Origin of the sequence: Paenibacillus sp. FSL R7-0273 (assembly GCF_000758625.1) — a bacterium.
Classification (GTDB): domain Bacteria; phylum Bacillota; class Bacilli; order Paenibacillales; family Paenibacillaceae; genus Paenibacillus_AQ.
The window spans coordinates 1,224,182-1,243,997 of sequence record NZ_CP009283.1; the positions used below are offsets into that span (position 1 = coordinate 1,224,182).

General features: G+C 53.2%; 20 protein-coding genes. 11 read left to right on the forward strand and 9 right to left on the reverse strand.

The features are described 5' to 3' along the window. Nucleotides 1-47: 47 nt before the first annotated feature. The 3 genes from R70723_RS05255 to R70723_RS05265 all read right to left on the reverse strand — a co-directional run bounded on the left by R70723_RS05255 (nt 48) and on the right by R70723_RS05265 (nt 1,583). Nucleotides 48-368 (reverse strand): hypothetical protein, encoded by a 321-nt coding sequence (locus R70723_RS05255; RefSeq protein ID WP_039870334.1) that lies wholly within the window; start codon nt 366-368, stop codon nt 48-50. Continuing rightward, entirely contained in the window at nt 365-1,024 is a 660-nt protein-coding gene (locus R70723_RS05260; RefSeq protein ID WP_039870337.1) for a hypothetical protein, read from the reverse strand. Before R70723_RS05260 ends, R70723_RS05255 begins: the two co-directional genes overlap by 4 nt. Before the next feature lie 136 nt (nt 1,025-1,160). Further along, complete coding sequence (locus R70723_RS05265; RefSeq protein ID WP_047171033.1) at nt 1,161-1,583, reverse strand: MarR family transcriptional regulator; 423 nt, start codon at nt 1,581-1,583, stop codon at nt 1,161-1,163. Between the two features lie 151 nt (nt 1,584-1,734). Between R70723_RS05265 and R70723_RS31885 the strand changes: the two genes are divergently transcribed. After that, nucleotides 1,735-2,589, forward strand: coding sequence for a helix-turn-helix domain-containing protein (locus R70723_RS31885; RefSeq protein ID WP_052421187.1), 855 nt, complete (start codon nt 1,735-1,737; stop codon nt 2,587-2,589). A 6-nt stretch (nt 2,590-2,595) separates the two neighbouring features. Here R70723_RS31885 and R70723_RS05275 read toward each other — a convergent pair whose 3' ends face one another. The 5 genes from R70723_RS05275 to R70723_RS32760 all read right to left on the reverse strand — a co-directional run bounded on the left by R70723_RS05275 (nt 2,596) and on the right by R70723_RS32760 (nt 5,851). Next, nucleotides 2,596-2,886, reverse strand: coding sequence for a hypothetical protein (locus R70723_RS05275; RefSeq protein WP_039870340.1), 291 nt, complete (start codon nt 2,884-2,886; stop codon nt 2,596-2,598). A gap of 12 nt (nt 2,887-2,898) precedes the next feature. Beyond that, on the reverse strand, nt 2,899-3,570 hold the full coding sequence (locus R70723_RS05280) for a hypothetical protein (RefSeq protein ID WP_039870343.1): 672 nt from the start codon (nt 3,568-3,570) through the stop codon (nt 2,899-2,901). Between the two features lie 33 nt (nt 3,571-3,603). After that, nucleotides 3,604-4,596: a cysteine peptidase family C39 domain-containing protein gene (locus R70723_RS05285; RefSeq protein WP_039870344.1), complete on the reverse strand. Its 993-nt coding sequence runs from the start codon at nt 4,594-4,596 to the stop codon at nt 3,604-3,606. After that, nucleotides 4,593-5,501 carry a helix-turn-helix transcriptional regulator gene (locus R70723_RS05290; protein WP_039870346.1) on the reverse strand — a complete coding sequence of 303 codons (909 nt, stop codon included), beginning with the start codon at nt 5,499-5,501 and terminating at the stop codon, nt 4,593-4,595. The genes R70723_RS05285 and R70723_RS05290 overlap by 4 nt, the downstream gene beginning before the upstream one ends. Before the next feature lie 167 nt (nt 5,502-5,668). After that, entirely contained in the window at nt 5,669-5,851 is a 183-nt protein-coding gene (locus tag R70723_RS32760; RefSeq protein ID WP_076418452.1) for a hypothetical protein, read from the reverse strand. Nucleotides 5,852-6,107: 256 nt separating this feature from the next. Between R70723_RS32760 and R70723_RS05295 the strand changes: the two genes are divergently transcribed. The 10 genes from R70723_RS05295 (at nt 6,108) to R70723_RS05340 (ending at nt 18,459) form a co-directional block, all read left to right on the forward strand. Continuing rightward, the gene (locus R70723_RS05295) at nt 6,108-7,319 is read left to right on the forward strand and encodes a hypothetical protein (RefSeq protein ID WP_039870347.1); all 1,212 of its coding nucleotides are present in this window, start codon (nt 6,108-6,110) and stop codon (nt 7,317-7,319) included. 226 nt (nt 7,320-7,545) lie between these two features. Then, nucleotides 7,546-8,628 carry an outer membrane lipoprotein-sorting protein gene (locus R70723_RS05300; protein ID WP_039870348.1) on the forward strand — a complete coding sequence of 361 codons (1,083 nt, stop codon included), beginning with the start codon at nt 7,546-7,548 and terminating at the stop codon, nt 8,626-8,628. 227 nt (nt 8,629-8,855) lie between these two features. Then, complete coding sequence (alr, locus tag R70723_RS05305; protein WP_039870350.1) at nt 8,856-10,037, forward strand: alanine racemase; 1,182 nt, start codon at nt 8,856-8,858, stop codon at nt 10,035-10,037. A 211-nt stretch (nt 10,038-10,248) separates the two neighbouring features. After that, nucleotides 10,249-10,530, forward strand: coding sequence for a CopG family ribbon-helix-helix protein (locus R70723_RS05310; RefSeq protein ID WP_039878289.1), 282 nt, complete (start codon nt 10,249-10,251; stop codon nt 10,528-10,530). A 3-nt stretch (nt 10,531-10,533) separates the two neighbouring features. Beyond that, entirely contained in the window at nt 10,534-10,884 is a 351-nt protein-coding gene (locus R70723_RS05315) for a type II toxin-antitoxin system PemK/MazF family toxin (protein ID WP_039870351.1), read from the forward strand. A gap of 205 nt (nt 10,885-11,089) precedes the next feature. Beyond that, nucleotides 11,090-11,644, forward strand: a complete 555-nt coding sequence (locus R70723_RS31890) for a TetR/AcrR family transcriptional regulator (protein ID WP_052421188.1) — start codon at nt 11,090-11,092, stop codon at nt 11,642-11,644. 219 nt (nt 11,645-11,863) lie between these two features. Next, nucleotides 11,864-13,072, forward strand: a complete 1,209-nt coding sequence (locus R70723_RS05325; protein ID WP_039870353.1) for an MFS transporter — start codon at nt 11,864-11,866, stop codon at nt 13,070-13,072. A 149-nt stretch (nt 13,073-13,221) separates the two neighbouring features. After that, the gene (locus R70723_RS05330; protein ID WP_179088071.1) at nt 13,222-15,420 is read left to right on the forward strand and encodes a Tex family protein; all 2,199 of its coding nucleotides are present in this window, start codon (nt 13,222-13,224) and stop codon (nt 15,418-15,420) included. 580 nt (nt 15,421-16,000) lie between these two features. Then, a complete protein-coding gene (locus R70723_RS05335; RefSeq protein ID WP_039870357.1) occupies nt 16,001-17,296 on the forward strand; it encodes a GntP family permease in 1,296 nt (431 codons plus the stop codon). Nucleotides 17,297-17,316: 20 nt separating this feature from the next. Then, complete coding sequence (locus R70723_RS05340; protein WP_039870359.1) at nt 17,317-18,459, forward strand: glycerate kinase; 1,143 nt, start codon at nt 17,317-17,319, stop codon at nt 18,457-18,459. 164 nt (nt 18,460-18,623) lie between these two features. Here the strand turns inward: R70723_RS05340 and R70723_RS05345 are convergent, their stop codons facing one another. Continuing rightward, nucleotides 18,624-19,652, reverse strand: coding sequence for a CdaR family transcriptional regulator (locus R70723_RS05345; RefSeq protein ID WP_076418450.1), 1,029 nt, complete (start codon nt 19,650-19,652; stop codon nt 18,624-18,626). Nucleotides 19,653-19,816: the final 164 nt, after the last annotated feature.

Consider the following 19,816-nt stretch of genomic DNA (forward strand, 5'->3'; position numbering starts at 1 on the left):
CCCGCCCTGGTGCGGGCTTTTTCTGCTGCCTTGGGGCAGGCCAGATATCAGGATTTAATATAGTGCAGGCAGCGCCGGAGGAAACGTCTGGTATATACAAAGGAAGCATACAGCAGCAGAGCCAGTAAGAGCCCTAACGGAAAACTGAGGATACGCGGCAGATCATGCCCGGGATAAAGGGTGAGCGAGACGCCCTTCCAGCCGAATAATCCTAGAAAAGCTGCTATTACGGATAGGATTGAACAGACTGCGCTGCCGGCTGTCCACACACCCAGAATTGGAAGTATAAACAGGCTGACAAAGATTTTGCCGGCAAGGGATACAGCGTTTTTGCGGAAAAGAGTAGCGTTATTCATTCCGTTATTCATTCTGGTGTTCCTCCTGGACCGTTGAGTTTTATGATCTTCGTTACCGTGGAAGCTTTGTCGATATGCAGGCTTTCTGTATAACGCACCTCCTGAATGTGGCAGCCCGGTCCGATGCTGATCCTGCTGCCGCAGACCTTTTCAGCTGACGTATGCTCAAGGTTAAGCGATACGCCTTCCAGCAGGCGGCAGTCTAATCTGTGAAAAGGTCTCCTGAGCAGAGGAAAAGCAAGCAAGGAGCCGCTCACGGTCAGGGAGCCCTGTGTTATCAGCTGATTTATTCTGCTGCGGGCGCTCAGGCGGATGATTACCGATTCGGCAACGGTCAGCCGGCCCAGCTGTACGGCTCCTTTTGCCAGAAAGGTTATTGCGGTAATGTCTTCCGCCGCCGACAGGTATCCGCTGGACCGGACGTGCGCTGCCTCCAGACTGTGTACCCTCAGGCTTCCGAAGCTGTCGACCTGTTCCGCCAGACAATGCCTGGCAATCCGGCATTCTCCCGAAACCTTAAGCCGGCCTGCAGTCACTGTACCTGACGCTTTGAACTGGCCAAACACATCAACTGTGGACGCAGTCAAATCTTCACGCCGGGTATGGGCACCTCTTACCTTAAAAGGAGGCATATCTGCTGTCACCGGTTTGGCCGATGGACTAAGCATATAGTGATCACCTTCATCTACATTTATTTTAATAATTAAAATATATATGTATTATAATATATAGTCAATGAAATAAATCCCGCTCCGGCATATAAAAAAACACCGCCTCATTAACAGAGGCAGTGCTGGACGGAGCTTATTGGCTGGTAATTTCATTCATCAGGCTGTTGATCTGGTGCAGAGTATCTGTAAACTTGTGCAGCTCGGCGGCCTCAAACCTGTCGAACAGCTGCAGAATCCGCCGGGTGCCTTCACCGGTAATTTCGATGTTGACCACCCTGCGGTCCTCATTCGTGCGGACCCGCTGAATCAGGCCAGCCTCTTCCAGCTTGTCACACATGGAGGAGGCTGCACCCGGTGTGACAACAAATCTTTCGGCGATTTCCGTTATTTTCAGGCTGCCGGCCAGCTGTAGCTGAAACAGGAGCATGAGCTGATTCTGGCTCAGCGTTTCTTTCTGAGTGATGCGTTCAATGAATACCTGTGATTTCTGCTGAACGGCAGCCATTGTATCCATAAGGCCAAGGATAGCCTGTGATTTTTGTTGATCCGTGCTCATCGGCAGACACGCTCCATAACTATTTTAGTTATTAAAATATATAGAGATTATAACTTTATTGCCCGGAAGCAGCAAGAAATGTCCTGCGGTGAGAAGGATATCTTATTTATAATTGGTTTAACCGTTGCAATAAGAGAGGAAGTGGAGCCTATTGAACTATATAGAATGTCTGCAGAAAACAATTGATTATATTGAGGAGAGGCTTAAGGAGCCGCTTTCTATTGAAGAATGCGCTCAATATGCCGGATTCTCTAAGTTTCATTTTCACCGGCTGTTTGGCATTCATCTCGATGTCACTCTGATGGAGTATGTCCGCAGAAGGCGGCTGGGGTATGCGATGCTGGAGGTTATGCAGGGAAAAAGAATACTGGATATTGCACTCGATTACGGCTACGGCTCAGAGCGGGCGTTCAGCAGAGCCTTTCTGCAGGAGTTTGGCCAATTGCCCAGCAGCTGCAGGAATGCAGGCTATATTTTGCCGCCAAAGCCGGTATTGAGTGAGCAGGTTAATCCATTACGCGGAGGTGTAACAATGGATTATTTAAGTGAGGTATCTATTGGCAGCCTGGAGTCTATGGATGTTGTGAGCGGAATAAAAATCAGCGGAAATCCAGAGGAGGAAGTCATTGCAATGGTCACGGAGTGGGCCCGTCAAAACGGGGTGGCCGGAGCAAGACAATTCGGGTTCGATGTGCCTGTTACGGACGGAGAGCAGGAAAAGGGGCTGCGCGGCTATGAATACTGGATAGCGGTCGATCAGCAGCCCAGTTCACTGAACTCCAAGCTAAGTTATAAGCATGTGGAAGGCTGTAAATATGCTGTGCTGCGGATTACCGATCCGTTCGCTGATCCATTTGAGCGGATTCCGCTGGGCTGGAAGAAGCTGGCGGCCTGGGTAAACAGCAAGGGGTACCAGACTTCTTGTATCCAAGAGCGTTTTTGGCTTGAAGAAAAGCTTGAGCACGGCAATTCAGTCTCATTGGATCTCTACTTTCCAATCGAATAGCAGCTATCAGCGCAGCCCGACGTCGTGGAAGCGGTTGGCAATCGGCTCATGCAGCAGCGTCCGGATCGACCGGATAGCTGCTGTTTCCGCTGCCCGGGCAGCGTGAAATAAGTCTATGAAGGAGCTGTCGGGTTCAGACAGAGCGCCGGATGTGCTGTTCATCTCCGTAGAGTCCAGCATTTTTCCATATAAAATAGCCAATTTGTCATAGTGCCCGGCGACCTCTTGTGAAGCAGGCCAGTAGCCTGCAGCAAACCGTGTATATTGTGCGGCATCACGTTTGGCTGCGGCGTACACAGAGATGGTTTCTTAGGCACCTGCAGCAGCATAATTGCCGGAATGCAGCGCGTTAAGGATAGCGTCGTAAGCGGCAAGCCCACAGGCATAGTCTGCTTCGGGAAGCATAATATCGGGCGATTCTGCTCTGAATACTGCCTGCATGTAGGATTCCTTGATGATCTGCAGCACATCGGTTTCAAGGAGATTTTCATAGACCTGATAATAACAATAGGGCGATTGATTCAGGCCCAGTTCGGCAAAAGACAGCTCCTGTGCCCCGGCCGACCGGCCGTCCAGGTAGTAGAACAGCTGCTTTGTTTCGTGGTAACCGTTCACAATAACAAATCCGTCCTTCCACAGGACGGCGGCGGTGCCGCGGTCGATGGAGCTTTTGATGTCCCGGACAGCCTGACGCTGATAGAGGGGGAAGGTCGGTGTGAAATGGAATCCGCCCCACTGTGAAGCAGTAACACCGATCAGGTCGCAGGCCACCAGATGCTCTGCCATCCAGTTGTAGGCGGTAGCTGAATCGGCATGAAGCTGCCGGTGGACAGAGAAGCGGAAGCACGCCCCGGTCATTCCGGCGAGCATCGGCTTGGGCAGGTTAAACCAGCCCTTGGCGGCAAGAACACCGTATAAAGCATCTGTAAAAGAAAGGGACTCCGCTCTGAACTGAACGGAGGGAAGCGTAATCGTGCTCATAGATCATCCTGCTTTCTGGAGGGGAGTTGTTAGCTACCTGGCGGTATGGGCGCCCCACCGGGGAACAAGCGACCGTTTGCGGTCAGGATAGCGTGCGGAGATCAGGCGGACGAGCACCATGGCCCTCTCTTCGAGAGCTTCAGCCTGCCTGAATACATTGCATAAAGAAGCCTTCAGGCCTTCCGGCAGCTTCTGTCCTTTAGAAAGAGCAGGCAGTACAGCGGTTATCTCCGGACCAGTGATCAGTGTCAGCTCCCGGTAGAGACGGAAAACCTCGTCAAGGCCTTGAATCCGCCACTGGACCTCCTGCAGATAATCCCTGATTTCTGTGCGTGAATAAAGGTAGGACGCTAATAGATAGCCTGCTCCACCGGCATCGTAATCGTCTTGCTCCAGTGCGTTCATTACATATTGATAGGCCAGCCGGCCGGAGGCAATCTCCTGGCCGGGAAGTGTTTTGTATGGAGTTTCCCAGTCATACAGTGCCAGCCGCAGCGATTCCATTACAGCATCTGTCAGCGGAATGCTCACCTGATCTCCAAAAATCCGGCAATACCAGAAGGAGGTGAAGTTGATCCCGAAATTGTCGTATAGCAGGACTTGCGTGCCGGCAGAGGTGCCGTCCTGCAGATAGAATATTTCAGCTTCATCGTCATAGCCGTGAATAACGCCGAACTCTGGTATCCAATATACGGCACCGATGCCGGAATCAATGCTTTGCCTGACCCAGTTGACGGCATCCTGCTGATAGCTCCCGAAGGAGCTGTGCCTTGTGCGTCCGGCATCATAGACGGTATAAAGCCCCAGGTTATCGATGCCAGGGCTATGCTCGGTTCCCCATTGTCCATAGGCGGTGACGGAGTGGGAGAACAGCCTGCGGTGGGCAGCGAACTTGAAAGCCATGCCGCTGAGTCCGGACAGCATAAACTTGGGCCCGTCAAAGCGGCCGGCTGCGGTCAGAATAGCGTAGGCTGCATCTGTAAAGGATTTCGACTCCCGGTGCATCTGAATATGATCCAGCATCATGATTGTTGTTCCTCCGGGTTCAGTAAATGGAGTACGGTCCGGCATCTGGCGGCAACCTTATCCTGCAGCCATTTGGGGCCGGTAAGCTCCAGCCAGTCTGTCATCAGCAGGTGACGGATAAACAGCTCTGTGTCCAGAAAATCCACCTCGTAGAGATCTCCGCTGTGAAGCCGCGCCGGGAAGCCGTACCAGTGCCCGTCCGGCGGGTCAGCTGTCAGCCGGAGCCGGGCAGTGAACGGCTTCAGCCTGCGTCCGGTCTCCGGCCGGGAGCCCGGGTCAGGCCCGTCTGCAAAATGCTGCCCGGTCAGCTGCAGCTGAAGAATCGAGGACAGCAGATAGTATCTGGGCTGTCCCGCCTGCTGGTCCGCCGGTCTGGCGATAAGATGGTCGGCATCGTAGTGATTCTCAAGCCTGAGCGGACAGAGCTCAAGCTCGCCGTCTGTACCATCGTAGATCAGCTTCACGGTGATCCGGCTCCGGATGGCATGATCCAGCAGCTCGAACATCTGCAGGCTGCGGGGATTCACTGCAAAAAGTGGCAGCCGTGCCTCTGGCTCCAGCTCCTGCTGTCCGGTCAGGCGGCCCAGCAGATGGCCGATCCGCCGTATCTCCGGCCCGTTCTCGTAATTATACTGGCTGTAGCGGTATGCCAGATATTTAAGGATTTGCTTCTCCTGATCAGTCATATACAGATAAGGCAGCATAAAGCTGTCATCCTCATAGCAATAGCCGCGTTCCCTGGCTATATACTGCAGCGGTGCACACAAGGAGGAAGCCATATATTCAATATCCCGCTGAGCCTGGCGCTTGGAGATTTCAAATTGCTCTGCGAGCGATCTGCTGTTCGGATAGCGGCCGGTTCTCACCTGCTGGTCAAACCATTGGATGCGGTGCGTATGGCTCAAGGAAAAGTCTCCTTTTTATAGTAAATATATAGTTGATAAAAGATAATGTCGCAGTTTCGTATATGCTTCAGTATAGGCAGCCTCCGGTTATGTGACAATCCGGACATGAGATAAGGCTGGCTGCCCCTGGCTTGTGTCAGGAAACAGCCGGCCGTTACGCAGCAGCTTCAGATAGCGTCCACTTTAATCTGCGGCGCTTTGCTGCACCGTTTGCATACCTTGACTCCAGTACCGTCGCTTTTGACTTTCGGATAGAGCAGCTTGATGCGGGTGCTTGTACAGATCGGGCATGTCCCGCGGCCCCGTGTGGGAAGGGACCAGAGTACACGTCCGCGTTTTGTTTTGGGCATAGGTCTGTATACCTCATTTCGGTAGATTAATCGTTACATCCGGAGTATATAACAGGTGGTACGACATAAAATGTCGTCTCAGTTAAGGGGGAGAAAAAGATAAAAGATATTTGCTGCAGGCCAATATCGTGGAAACGTAGAAGAAACCTTGTAAAAAATCTGAATTCTTTGCATGCATATGTAACATAGAGATTTTTTGTTCTATGTTATAATGGGAAAAAATTCTATTGCAGGAAGGAGAAGTTTTGAATAACAAATGAAAAAAATATTAAGTCTTTTAATTGTGCTGATGGTAGTCGTTGTTCCGCTCAGCTATATTCCTGCCGCTGCTGCGGAGGCAGTAAATCCGGCTGACGGGACAGAGCGGCAGCTGGAGCGGCAAACCCCGATTAACTTCCCTGTTGCTACTTATGGCTATAAGTACTTGGGAACGGCCAACGGACTTTTGTACTTTAAGGAGCCGCTACTCAGCAAGAATCCGCGTAATGCGAAGGGGCAAATGCTTCAGGAGTATGTCGTTACAATCAACTCCAAGACGAATAAGGTGGAGTGGGAGCTTCCGATTTATGGTGGCTTCAAGTTCGGTGATCGTGCTTTTTTTGACAAGGCAGGTAATTTATATAGTCTGGTTGGCGCGGGGCTGAAGCAATTCTCTGATGAAACCTTTCTTTATTGCATTAGTCCCAAGGGCACATTGAAATGGGAAGTAATCTTTCCCCGATCGCTTGAGATTGACGGTCTGATCAACAATCAATTATTTGTGCATGACAACTCCTCGGTCTACGCAGTGAATCTGAACGGTACCGTAGCCTGGAGTAAAAGCTTCGAACGGCCAAAAATGCAGCCTTCCCATTTTCTTAGCGGGGTTGCCTTGAATGAAATATTGACGCTCAAATATAACTCGCAGCATATAGAATCCTCTTTTGATGTTCTGGACTGGAATCTCAAGAAGAAACTAAGCTATCCGCTAAGCGCGAGCAGTAGAGTAGAGCAAGCACTCAAGCTGAACAATGATACCTATATTCTCAAAATAAAGAAATCAAAGAGTACCACGCTGCTGGTCGCTATAGGTACGGACGGCAAAGCGAAATGGACAAAGGGTATTGATCCGACAACTAACATACTCTATATCGTGGACGGCAAGCTTTTATACGCCAATAATAAAGGCTTCTATGTACTAAATGGCAGCGGTGAGCAGCTGAATCATACCCCGCTGTCTCCTATAGGAGTTACTGGGATTTTCTACAGGTTACGGCTGGACGATAAATATATCTCTATTACAGTCGATGGCAGAATTGAGACCCAAACAGCACTGACCGTGCTGGACCGGAAAAGCTACAAAACGCTATATTCGTTACCCTACCCGCTCAAGGTTGGAGAAGAGTCTAAGATCTATTTTGATGATATATTATTCACCCAGAACAGCTTTTACACCGTCTATGATGATCAGCTTATCCCGATTAAATGATAATAGAAGGTAAAGTTTACACGACCTATAGTTTTGCTTACCAGCTCATTCCGCTAAACTAGAATCAGACCCAAAAGCCCGTGTACCTGCACGGGCTTTTGTGCGCGGCCGGCGGCCGTCCACGATTATCCTTCCGGCTTGTCATGCCCGTCTGCATATTGCGGCCAAGTCCCTCATAGACATGTACTAATCAATGCTTTTCAAAACAGGTTAAGGGGATGATGTCATGCGCCGGATAACATGGGTACTCGCGATCATTATGAGCGTGGCCCTGGTGCTCGCGGGTTGCGGGAAGAAGGATGCCGCTTCCGTGGTGAAGGATTTGAATGCTGTGTCTGACAAGCTGGAGAGCAAGCAGGGGGCCTATCAGGGGGCGGGCACGATGACTCTCTATACCGGTGAGCAGCCGCAGGAGTATAAGGTGGAGGTATGGTACAAGAACCCTTCGTATTACCGGATCAGCCTCTCCAATGTGCAAAAGGATGTAACGCAGATTGTGCTGCGTAACGATGAGGGAGTATTTGTACTCACCCCAAGCCTCGGCAAAAGCTTCCGCTTCCAGAGCGACTGGCCGGACAATCAGGGTCAGGTGTATCTGTATCAGACACTGCTGCGGGGCATTACGGCCGACAACAACCGCCAGCTGACTGAAGAGGGTGACAATTACATCTTCGAAGTCGCAGCTAACTACCAGAGCAGCGCACTCGTGCGGCAGAAGATCTGGCTGGCCAAAAACACCTATGAGCCCAAGCAGGTTCAGGTCTCCGATTCCGAAGCCAAGGTTGTAGTGGATGTGAAATTCGACAGCTTCAAGTTCGACCCGGAATTCACCAAGGATTCCTTTGATATGCAAAAGAATATGGCAACCGGCACCCCTTCCCAAAGTACAGTGGCCGAGGTTGACGAAAACGGCGATCCGGTAGCGGCGCCGGCCGGGGAAGAAAATGCGGAGCAGGTAACAGCAGAGCTGGGTGATTTCGGGGTCATTGAGCCGGAATACATACCGGCAGGCGTAACCTTCAAGGACTACCACAAGATCGAGGGCAATAAGGATCATGCGGTGCTCATCCGTTATGAAGGGGATTACCAGTATACGATCATGGAAGCCCGTCCGCTGGACCGTGCGGTATCGCTGGCTCCGGCAACGCTGATCGATCTCGGCTTCACTGCAGGAGCACTTACCGGCGATGAGCAGCAGACGCTGACGTGGATGAATGACGGTGTGGAATTCCGGATTACGAGCGCAAATCTGCCGCTTGACGAAATGATGCAGATTGCCGCTTCTATGCAGGCACAATCGGGTAAGTAATATTCAGTAGGCGGATACAGTGCATTGTGGGAGCCAATCCTCTACAAGCCGTATCCGCTTTTTGTACTATAAAGATGACGATGACGGGACCTCCGAACGATTAGCAAAAAGATAGCCTTGCTCCACATTGACAGCATCCTTCGCTAAGATTACCATTGGCAGTAAGACTACAAACGCTGCGGTTATCCGTGACGGTGTTTTACTACAATTAAGAAGGTGACCCTGAAGTGCAAGCAAGCTATCGACCTACAGTTGCCGAGATAAATCTGGATGATCTGCGTACCAATTATGAAGCGTTCCGGGCGGCTTTGCCGGCGGAAACGAAATTCATGGGATGCGTCAAAGGAAATGCGTATGGCCACGGGGCAGTGGAAGTGACACGGGAGCTTGAACGGCTAGGCGCGGACTATGTAAGTGTAGCTTTTTTGGATGAGGCATTGGAGCTGCGTCAGGCGGGAATACTACTTCCTATCCTGGTGCTGGGCTATACCTCACCGGAAGGCATAGCCGTTGCCTGGGAGAACAAGATAACCGTAACGCTATTCACGCCGGAGGTGCTGGAGGCGGTAAGACAGCTTCCTGCCGATCCGGAGCACCGGCTGAAGGTACACATCAAGATTGACAGCGGGATGGGAAGGCTGGGACTGCTGCCGGCCGATGCTTCCGCTTTCATCGAAGAGGTGCACCGGACAGCGCAGGCGGAGCTGGAGGGCATGTTTACCCATTTTGCCAAGGCAGACGAAGAAGACAAAAGCTATACACTGATGCAGCACCGACGGTTCATGAGCGTGGCGGAAACGCTTCGGGACAAGGATATACATATCCCGATCATACATACGGGCAATAGCGCTACGGCCATTGATACACCTTTCCTATCCAGTAACATGGTGCGTGTAGGCATAAGCTTGTACGGATTTTATCCCTCAACAGAGGTAGACCACGAGCGCGTGGCTTTACACCCGGTAATGACGCTGAAGACACAGGCGGTATATATCAAGACACTGCCCCCTGGGTTTGGCATCAGCTACGGCACCCGCTATTTCACGGACAGCGAAGAGGTAATTGCGACGCTGCCCGTCGGATACGCAGACGGATATTCCCGCATGCTGACTGGCAAGGCGGAGGTGCTAATACGCGGACGCCGCGCTCCGGTCGTCGGAACAATCTGCATGGACCAGTGTATGGTAACGCTCAAATCTTTCGCTGGAGAAGCGGAACAAATCCAAGCTGGCGAAGAGGTTGTACTCATCGGGCGCCAGGGCAACGCCTGCATTACGGCGGATGAACTGGCACTCCATTTAGGCACGATTCACTACGAAGTAATCTGTATGCTGGCTCACCGTGTACCCCGCGTATATGTACGTGAGGGTGCTGATCCCAACCTGGTGAACCCTCTGCTGCAGTCTTGATCCGGTGACACAATATTGTATACAGGAAAAGAATACAAAGGATAATCGTATGGGCTAGTGTGACATATAGTCTATACGTACCGCCATTTCTAGTTTATAATGGGATGCAGCATACTTGATATACTATCTGCATATATTCCTTGTATAAAATTCCTTGTATATTGTAACACTGGAACACAAGGGCAGAAGGCTTGTGGGGGTGGAAGAGAAGTTGGCCAATTTGCAGAACACCAAAAGAATTATGATCAGTTTGCCCGATCATCTTTTGCAGGAAGTGGATGGGATCGCCCAATTGGAGAACTCTAACCGGAGTGAATTGATCAGGCAGGCCATGAAGCTGTATCTGACGGAACGCAGAAAGCGTACAATCCGGGAATCGATGCAGCGGGGATACATGGAGATGGCCAAGATCAATTTGACGATGGCAAGCGAGGCATTTCTCGCGGAGGAAGATGCAGACAGTACTCTTGGCCGCTTAGTAAGCGGGGTGTAGATATTGATCGTTAAACGCGGCGACGTTTTTTTTGCCGACCTTTCGCCGGTTGTAGGCTCTGAACAAGGCGGAGTAAGGCCGGTACTGGTCATACAGAACGATATTGGCAACCGGTTCAGCCCGACGGTTATTGTGGCAGCTATTACTGCCCAGATCCAGAAGGCCAAGCTGCCGACGCATGTAGAGATTGATGCGGCTGCTCACGGCTTTGACCGGGATTCCGTCATTTTGCTGGAGCAGGTTCGGACGATTGACAAACAACGCTTAACCGATAAGATCACCCATCTGGACGATGATACAATGAAAAAGGTGGATGATTCGCTGCAAATCAGTCTGGGCCTGATCGATTTTTAGATCGGGACAGGAACTAATAATCGCGGATAATGAGGAGGGCGTGCTGCTTAGGCAGTGCGTCTTTTTGATATGCCGGGTAGTCAGCAGCAGATATACTTTGAAAAAAAGATCAGCTATGTGCTACAATTAGACCGGTTGGTCGGTTTAAAAGGGGGTTACCGGTATAAAAGGACGCTCAGACGGAGAAGAAACGAAGAAACGGATTGTGCAGCAGGCCGCCCAGCTGTTCGTGCAGAAGGGCTATGCGGCTGTGACGATGAATGAGGTCTGCACTGCAGCTCAAGTGAGCAAGGGCAGCTTATATCATCATTTTCCAAGTAAGGATGAGCTGTTTCTGTCCATCGTGGAAGAGGATACGGGGCAGTGGCTCGCAGAGTGGGATGTTATACGGGGCCGGATTACAGGAATTGAGGAACGCTTTTATGCGCTTGGAGAGCATTATGCCAATGATTTTCAGAATCCGCTGATTTGCGGACTTGAGGAATATGCAAGATCCCGGACCCACTCGGAGGCAATCTATCTGCGGCTCTCGCAGCTGTATGATTGCGGGGCAACGGCATGCCGTACTCTGCTCCAGGAGGGCATGGACTCAGGGTATCTGGCCAAGGACGATTTGAACCATTATGTCGTGATCGTCTGCGGTATGCTGGAGGGAATCGGCAGAGTCAGAGAAATTACGGCACCCTCGGAGGGGCCGGCGGATGTACAGAAATATTACCGGGACGGCATACGGCTGTTGCTGCAGGGGATGCGGGCCTGAATGCAGGGCGGAAAAGCCTGAAGCGAAACCCGGCAGAATTGCGGGCAGTGTGCAGAGGAGCTTTTTCATGCTATTAATTAGACCGGATGGTCGGTCTTATAGCAGTTATGATTTTTTTATATATACCGAATGGGATGCGCAGGATAAGCAGAAATTAAACAGAAGCTGCCTGCATGGCGATTCAATCCAACTTAAAGTGTAATAACGGAGGGAAACACAATGTCTTTGCTGTTAAGAAACCGCGGTGCCATGCTGATGCTGATGATCAGTATCTTTTTAACGTTTACGGGGATCGGGCTTGTAGTGCCGATTTTGCCGACATATATGAATGAGCTGAATATCGGCGGCAGTGTTGTCGGAATGCTGGTGGCTGCCTTTTCGCTGACCCAGCTGATCGTCTCACCGCTTGCCGGCAGATTGTCTGACCGGATGGGCCGCAAAAGAATTATCGTGCTGGGGCTGGTCGTCTTTTCCCTGTCCGAGGTAGTGTTCGGTGTGGCTGAGCTGCCTTGGATGCTATTCGTGGCCCGGATGCTGGGCGGTGTCGGAGCGGCGATGATTATGCCTGCGGTTATGGCGTATGTGGCTGATACCACCTCGATGGATGAACGGGCCAAAGGGATGGGGATGATTAATGCGGCGATCACAACCGGGTTCATTATCGGACCGGGGATCGGCGGCTATCTGGCCGAGTTCGGGATCCGTGTTCCATTCTTTGCGGCGGCGATTGCGGCGGCTTTTGTAGCTATCATCACGTTTATTTTATTGCCTGAATCGCGTGTTGTAGCGGCTGTCCAGGATCAGGCTGCAGCCCAGCAAAACAAAGAAAGTCTCGTCTCCCAGCTGGTGCGCTCCTACCGCGAGCCTTATTTTGTCGGACTGGTTATTGTGTTCGTCATGTCGTTCGGGCTTGCCAATTATGAGACGGTGTTCGGGCTGTTTGTGGATCATAAATTTGCCTTCACCCCTAAAGATATCGCTTTTGTGCTGACCTTCGGCTCGATTGCCGGGGCAGTGGTGCAGCTGACTGCTTTTAGCTGGATTTTGAACCGGTTTGGCGAAAATAGAGTGATTTCCGTCAGTCTGCTCGCCTCGGGCGTCTTCATCCTGCTCACGCTGTTCGTTCATGGCTATTTCATGATTATGGCTGTGACGTTCGTCGTCTTCCTGGCGATGGATATTCTGCGTCCGGCTGTCGGCACCCAATTGTCCAAAATGGCCGGAGAGACCCAGCAGGGCTTCGTCATGGGGATGAACTCGGCGTACACCAGTCTTGGTAATGTTGCCGGACCGATTGTTGCCGGTGTCCTGTTCGATCTGGACATTAATTTCCCGTATGCAGCAGCTGCGTTTGTGCTGGTTCTCTGCTTCCTGCTGTCCCTGAGCTCGGCTAAACGGATGGCGCGGCGGAGTGTGCAGGCTAAGTAAGCTTTTGGCGTGCAATGTGGTGATGCAGTATCCCGTTAACTTTGGCGCAGCGTCAATCTGTGATACTATTTTAGATAGGAAAAGATGATCTCAGCACGTGTGCGGAAAGAGGGATACTATTGGCAGCAGAGAATACGAATGCCGGCAATCTGCAGGATGATGCAGCACTCCGGCAGGAACAGGAACTGATCCTCGCGGCAATCGCGAAGGAGCTTAGCATCAGCCTGAAGCAGGTACGGACTACTGTAGGACTTCTGGATGAAGGGAACACCATTCCGTTTATCGCGCGCTACCGTAAGGAAATGACGGGCGAGCTGGATGAAAATGTGCTGCGCGATGTTGAAGAACGGCTGGGCTATCTGCGTAATCTGGGTGACCGCAAGAAGGATGTCATCCGCAGCATCGAGGAGCAGGGCAAGCTGACTCCTGAGCTGCAGGCGCAGATTATGAAGGCGGTCAAGCTGCAGGAAGTTGAAGATTTGTACCGTCCTTATAAGCAGAAGCGCAAGACAAGAGCAAGCGTAGCCAAGGAAAGAGGGCTGGAGCCGCTGGCGGACTGGGTTATGGAGCAGCGCCGCCAGGGCCAGCCGCTTGATGAGGCTGCCAAGTATATAGATGCGGACAAGGGTGTAGACAGTGCAGAATCCGCGCTGCAGGGCGCCATGGATATTATCGCCGAGAACATTGCCGATGATCCGGTGATCCGGGCCTGGGTCCGCCAGTATACAGCAAGCCAGGGTATTCTGGTCTCGGAAGCGAAGGATGCGGAGCAGGAAAGTGTCTACGAGAACTACTACAGCTACCGTGAGCCGGTACATAAAATGCCGCCGCACCGCATTCTCGCTATTAACCGCGGAGAGCGGGAGAGTGTGCTGAAGGTCGGGATCGAGATCGTTCCCGACAAGATTCATGCCTTTATTACGCGCAAGCTGATCAAGGGGCCGTCCCCGGTCAAGGAGCTGCTGGAGACTGTGACCGAGGATGCCTACAAGCGGCTGATCGCTCCTTCCGTGGAGCGTGAGGTGCGCGGGGAAATGACGGAGAAGGGCGAGACGCAGGCGATCTCGATTTTCTCGGGCAACCTGCGCAGCCTGCTGCTGCAGCCGCCGGTCCGGGGCTTGAGCGTGCTCGGCGTTGACCCGGCGTACCGCACCGGCTGCAAGCTTGCCGTTGTCGATGACACCGGTAAGCTGCTGGAGGTGGCGGTGACCTATCCGACGCCGCCGAACAACAAAAAGAAGGAGGCGGCGGCGAAGTTCAAGGAGCTGATTGCCAAATACGGCATCAAGCTGATTGTGATCGGCAACGGCACCGGCTCGCGGGAGACGGAGCAGTTCACGGCCGAGGTGATTGCCGAGGTCGGTGATCCGGAGCTGGCGTACCTGATCGTGAACGAGGCAGGAGCCAGCGTCTATTCCGCCTCCAAGCTGGCGGCGGAGGAGTTCCCTGATCTGGATGTGGCCGAGCGCAGCGCCGCATCGATTGCCCGCCGCGTGCAGGACCCGCTCGCGGAGCTCGTCAAGATCGACCCGAAGGCGATCGGGGTCGGGCAGTACCAGCACGATGTCTCGCAGAAGCATCTGGAGGAGAGCCTTAAGGCCGTCGTGGAATCGGCCGTTAACCATGTCGGCGTTGATGTGAACACGGCCTCGCCGTCGCTGCTCTCTTATGTGGCGGGCGTCAACTCGACCATCGCCAAGAATATCGTGAAGTTCCGCGAGGAGAACGGCAAGTTCACCACGCGCAAGCAGCTGCAGAAGGTGCCGCGCCTTGGCGCGAAGTCCTTCGAGCAGTGCATCGGATTCCTGCGTATTCCCGAAGGGGACAATACGCTGGACCGTACGCCGATCCACCCGGAATCGTATCCGGTGGTGGGCCGCCTGTTCCGCGAGCTCGGGCTGGACGTAGCGAAGCTCGGCAGCCGCGAGGTCGCGGCTGAGCTCGAAGCGCAGGATGCCGCCGAGCTCGCCGTGAAGCTGGATGTCGGCGTGCCCACGCTGCGCGACATCCTGGAGAGCCTGCAGCGTCCGGGCCGCGACCCGCGCGAGGAGCTGCCGCTGCCGATCTTCCGCACGGATGTGCTGAAGATCGAGGACCTGGTTCCCGGCATGGAAATGCAGGGAACGGTCCGCAACGTCATCGACTTCGGCGCCTTCGTCGATATCGGCATCAAAAACGACGGGCTGGTCCACATCTCCCAGCTCAGCGGCAGCTTCGTCAAGCACCCGATGGACGTCGTGTCCGTTGGCGACAACGTGACCGTCTGGGTGCTCGGCGTCGACCTGAAGAAGGGCCGCGTCAGCCTGACTATGCGCCAGCCGCGTGAAACTGCGGGCAGTGTGAAGTAGAGGCTGCGGGCGGCTTAAGTGGAAGGCTACAGTAGGAAGTGTGATACGTGCTCATAATGTGCGCTTTGAAAACTAACTGAGAAGATGTCCCCGCGCCGGTAACGGCAGCGGGGACATCTTTTTGTTACAACTGGATTTCTGCTGCCACTACATACTATCGCCTATAAAACACTGCCGACGCACATTCCTCTAACGGACCGAGGCGACGTTATTTTCACGCTTCAAAGCTGTCACCTGGGTTTGCGGACTCCAGTGACGTTATCCGTGACCAAAACGTGAAAAAGATGGCACAATCGCTTGAATAAGAGCAACTGAGTCCGCTAGCGGGAATAACTGAAGTAAAACAGGCAAATAACGCTTCCTGGGTCCGTTAGCGTTATGCAGCTGATATACCGGACTGAAATCCATGTCTAAATTTCTTCTGGCTGCGGCCGGAGGGATAACCGGCAGTTTTCTGGTAAGCCCGGTAAATTACAGTTGGTCAACTGCACAATGCATTTCGTCCGTTCATCAATATTTTTTCTCTCTGTGAGCCATTATACTGAAAGCGTGTTCAACATGAGTGCTAGGGGGAATAACGATGGAAGGATTAACAATTGGCTGGTATGGGGCATTGGCGGGACTGGCGTTAGCCATTATTCTGATACTGAGAAAGCTCAATCCCGTTTATGCTTTGTTTCTGGGGGCGATTGCCGGAGCGTTGATTGGCGGCGCGAACCTGGAGCAGACTGTAAGCGTTCTTGTAAGCGGTACACAAAGTGTGATGGGGACGGTGCTGCGCGTGCTTGCGGCCGGTGTGCTGGCTGGAGTAATGATGGAGTCGGGGGCGGCTGAGACAATTGCCCAGGCCATCGTGCGCAAGTTCGGCGGCAGCAAAGCCATTCTGGCACTGGCGCTGGCGACGATGATCATTACCGCAGTAGGTGTCTTTATTCCGGTAGCGGTGCTGATTGTAGCGCCAATCGCGCTGTCGGTAGGCAACAAAATGGGCATTTCCAAAACGGCGCTGCTGCTTGCGCTGTCCGGCGGGGGCAAGGCGGGAAACATTATTTCCCCCAATCCGAATACAATTGCCGCAGCCCGCGGCTTTGACCTCGATCTCAGCCATGTGATGCTGGCCGGCCTGATTCCGGCGGTATGCGGTCTGATTGTAACGGTAGTCGTCGCTTCCCTGCTGAAGAAAAAAGGAAATATGGTTACAGAGGACGAAGCGCAGAACGGAAGCGTAGACACTTCCAAGTATCCGCCGCTCGGCAAAGCGATTGTTGCACCGCTCGTTGCGGTTATCCTGCTGATGATTAATCCGATCGGCTCGCTGTCCGGCATTGACGCATTGGCTAACTTTAAAGTGGATGCCTTGTACATCCTGCCGATTGCCGGGATTGTCGGTATGCTGGCTATGGGCCAGAGCAAGAAAATTCTGCAATACACTTCCTCCGGACTTAATAAAATGACGGCAACGGTACTGATCCTGATCGGCGCCGGCGGTATTGCCGGTCTGATCTCGGCATCCGATCTGTCCACCCAGGTGGTACAGCTGATTCAGACGGCCGGCATTTCCGGTACCTTCCTGGCACCGATCTCCGGTATTCTGATGGCGGCAGCTACGGCTTCTACCTCAACAGGTGTTATTCTGGCAACCGGCTCCTTCGGGCAGGCCATTCTGGATATGGGTACTGCACCGCTGGCAGCAGCTGTCATGGTGCACACAGGTGCAACGGTTATTGACTCGCTTCCACAGGGGAACTACTTCCACGTAACGGCGGACAGTATGAAAATGAGCATCAAGCAGCGTATGGGCGTTGTGCCTTACGAGGCAATTGTCGGCGGAACGATGGCGGTTGTGGCTACGGTTATCTACGGATTTTTGTTATAAACTAAACATGGGGTGAGGAAATGAGAGAGAAAACCTTTGTACTGGCACCGGATTCGTTTAAGGAGAGCATGAGCGCAAAAGAGGTCTGTGTCGCAATGGAAAAAGGGCTGCGGAAGGTGTATCCCGGAGCTGAATATATACATGTCCCAATGGCCGACGGCGGGGAGGGCACCGTTCAGTCCCTGGTAGATGCCTCGGGCGGACAGATGTATACAAAAGAAGTTACAGGTCCGCTGGGCCAGCCGGTGACGGCGCAGTTCGGCATCATGGGCGACGGCCATACGGCAGCCATCGAAATGGCTTCGGCCAGCGGCATCCAGCTGGTGAATAAGGCAGACCGCAATCCGCTGATTACCACAACGTATGGCACCGGCGAGCTGATCCGGGAATGTCTGGACCGCGGCATCCGCAGCATTATCATCGGCATCGGTGGCAGTGCAACGAATGACGGGGGCACCGGAATGGCTGAGGCGCTTGGCGCCAAATTTCTGGATGCGGATGGCTTGATGCTGCCGCGCGGCGGCGGCAGTCTGGACCGTCTGGCCAGCATCGATGTGTCGGGCCTGGATGAACGGCTGCAGCAGGTGCAGCTGATCGTGGCCTGCGATGTGACCAACCCGCTATGCGGCGAACGGGGCGCCTCTGTTGTATTCGGGCCGCAAAAGGGGGCAACGCCTGAGCTGGTTCAGCAGCTCGATGCCAATCTGGCCCATTATGCAGAGGTGGTCAAGCAGCAGCTTGGCAAGGACGTCCGCGACCTGCCTGGGGCCGGAGCCGCCGGAGGGCTTGGCGCGGGGCTGATGATTTTCACCCGGGCAACGCTGCAGCGGGGCATCGAGATTGTGATTGAATATACCGGCCTGAAGGAGAAAATGGCAGGTGCCGATCTGGTATTCACCGGCGAAGGCGGCATCGACTTCCAGACCAAATTCGGCAAAACCCCTTATGGCGTAGCCGCCACCGCTAAAGCCGGCGGTAAAAAAGTCATCGCCCTGGCCGGCTACATCGGCGAAGGCATTGATACGCTGTACGCCGAGGGCATCGACGCGATCTTCGGCATCGTTCCCGGCGCTTCGGAGCTGGATAAGCTGCTGAAGGACGGTCCGGCCAATGTCGAGCGTACCTGTGAGAATATCGCCAGAGTGCTGAAGTTGGCCGAATAAAACGGGGCAGAGCATATCAGAGTATAGAAACAAACCAAACAGAGGCCATCTCCTGAGCATGCAATTGTGCTGGAGAGGCCTTTTTTTGGCTTGTGCTACGGAATCATTTACAGACTGGAGGAGCAGCTTCGCCGAGGGTTGGTTAAATATTATTAGCTGGAGTATTACTTATACAAGGCGAGCAAGCCATAAGTAAGCTCAAGCAGCTGGAGCAGGTTGCGCGGGTCTTTGCCGGTCAGGCTCTCGATCCGCTTCAGCCGGTATTGCAGAGTGTTGCGATGGATGTTTAGCGCCTCGGAGGTCTGGGAGACACTGCAGTTATGGTTAATGAAGCTGCGCAGCGTCTCCAGCAGATCGGCGGTATCCTCCAGCTTTGCCACGGTGCCGGCACTTGCGGTGAGATTGGCATGGCTCAGCTTTACCAGAAATTCATGCTCGGCATAATGAATGATCTGCAGGTCAGGCTTAAGGGCCAGCAGGATGCCCATAGCCGATTTGGCCTGGCGGTAGCTCTCAGCGATATTGGCTGCCTGTTTACCCGCTGCGGCTAAGGCCCGGGGCTGTCCTTCCAGCAGCTGGCGGATGAGCGGAGCGCAGTCCTCCTGATTCTGCACCAGGATCAGCCAGCTATCCTCCTCGATTAGAAAGGAGGGGTAGCCGAGCAGAAGCTTGGATTGTAGCTCTTCCGGGACGAAGCCCCTGAGCAGTACAACCGTTGTTCTCAGCAGCAGATCCAGCTGATAGGCTGCAGCCTCCTTACGCAGCTTCTGGGTGTAGGCTCCCTGGTGGGACAGCAGCAGCTCCAGAAAGGCTTTTTTACGGCTGGCCTCATTGGCGAGATCCTCAAGTGAGTTTCTTTGCTCGATCAGGAGGGAGACGGTGGTCCGGACGATGTTGCAAAACGGACGGACCTCATCCGGATTGCCGGATATGCCGATTACACCGACACGGCTGCCGGCGATGACAATCGGCTCGTTGGTCCCTTTTTTCTCAAAACGGCCATCCTGCCAGACCTCGACCATTGTTCCCGTGGCAAGCGCTTTGACTGCTCCCTGATGAACGGTTCCGACCCGTTCCGGCGTTCCGCTGCCGATAATAATTCCCTCATGGTCCATGATGTTGATGTTATAGGGGATATCCATCATCATTTTGTCTACAATTTCCTGCGCCTGCTTCTCTGAGAGCTGCAACAACCGGTTTATCCTCCTCTGCCAGGCCGGACAAGAAGCCCTTGCGCGGCATACTGGTATACTTTATGCACTTGAACAAAATTATAACGGTTTCATCACTTTGAATAAAGCTGATCCAGCAACAAAAGCTGCTGCCGGACCGTCTAATCTATATCGCAATCCAATCA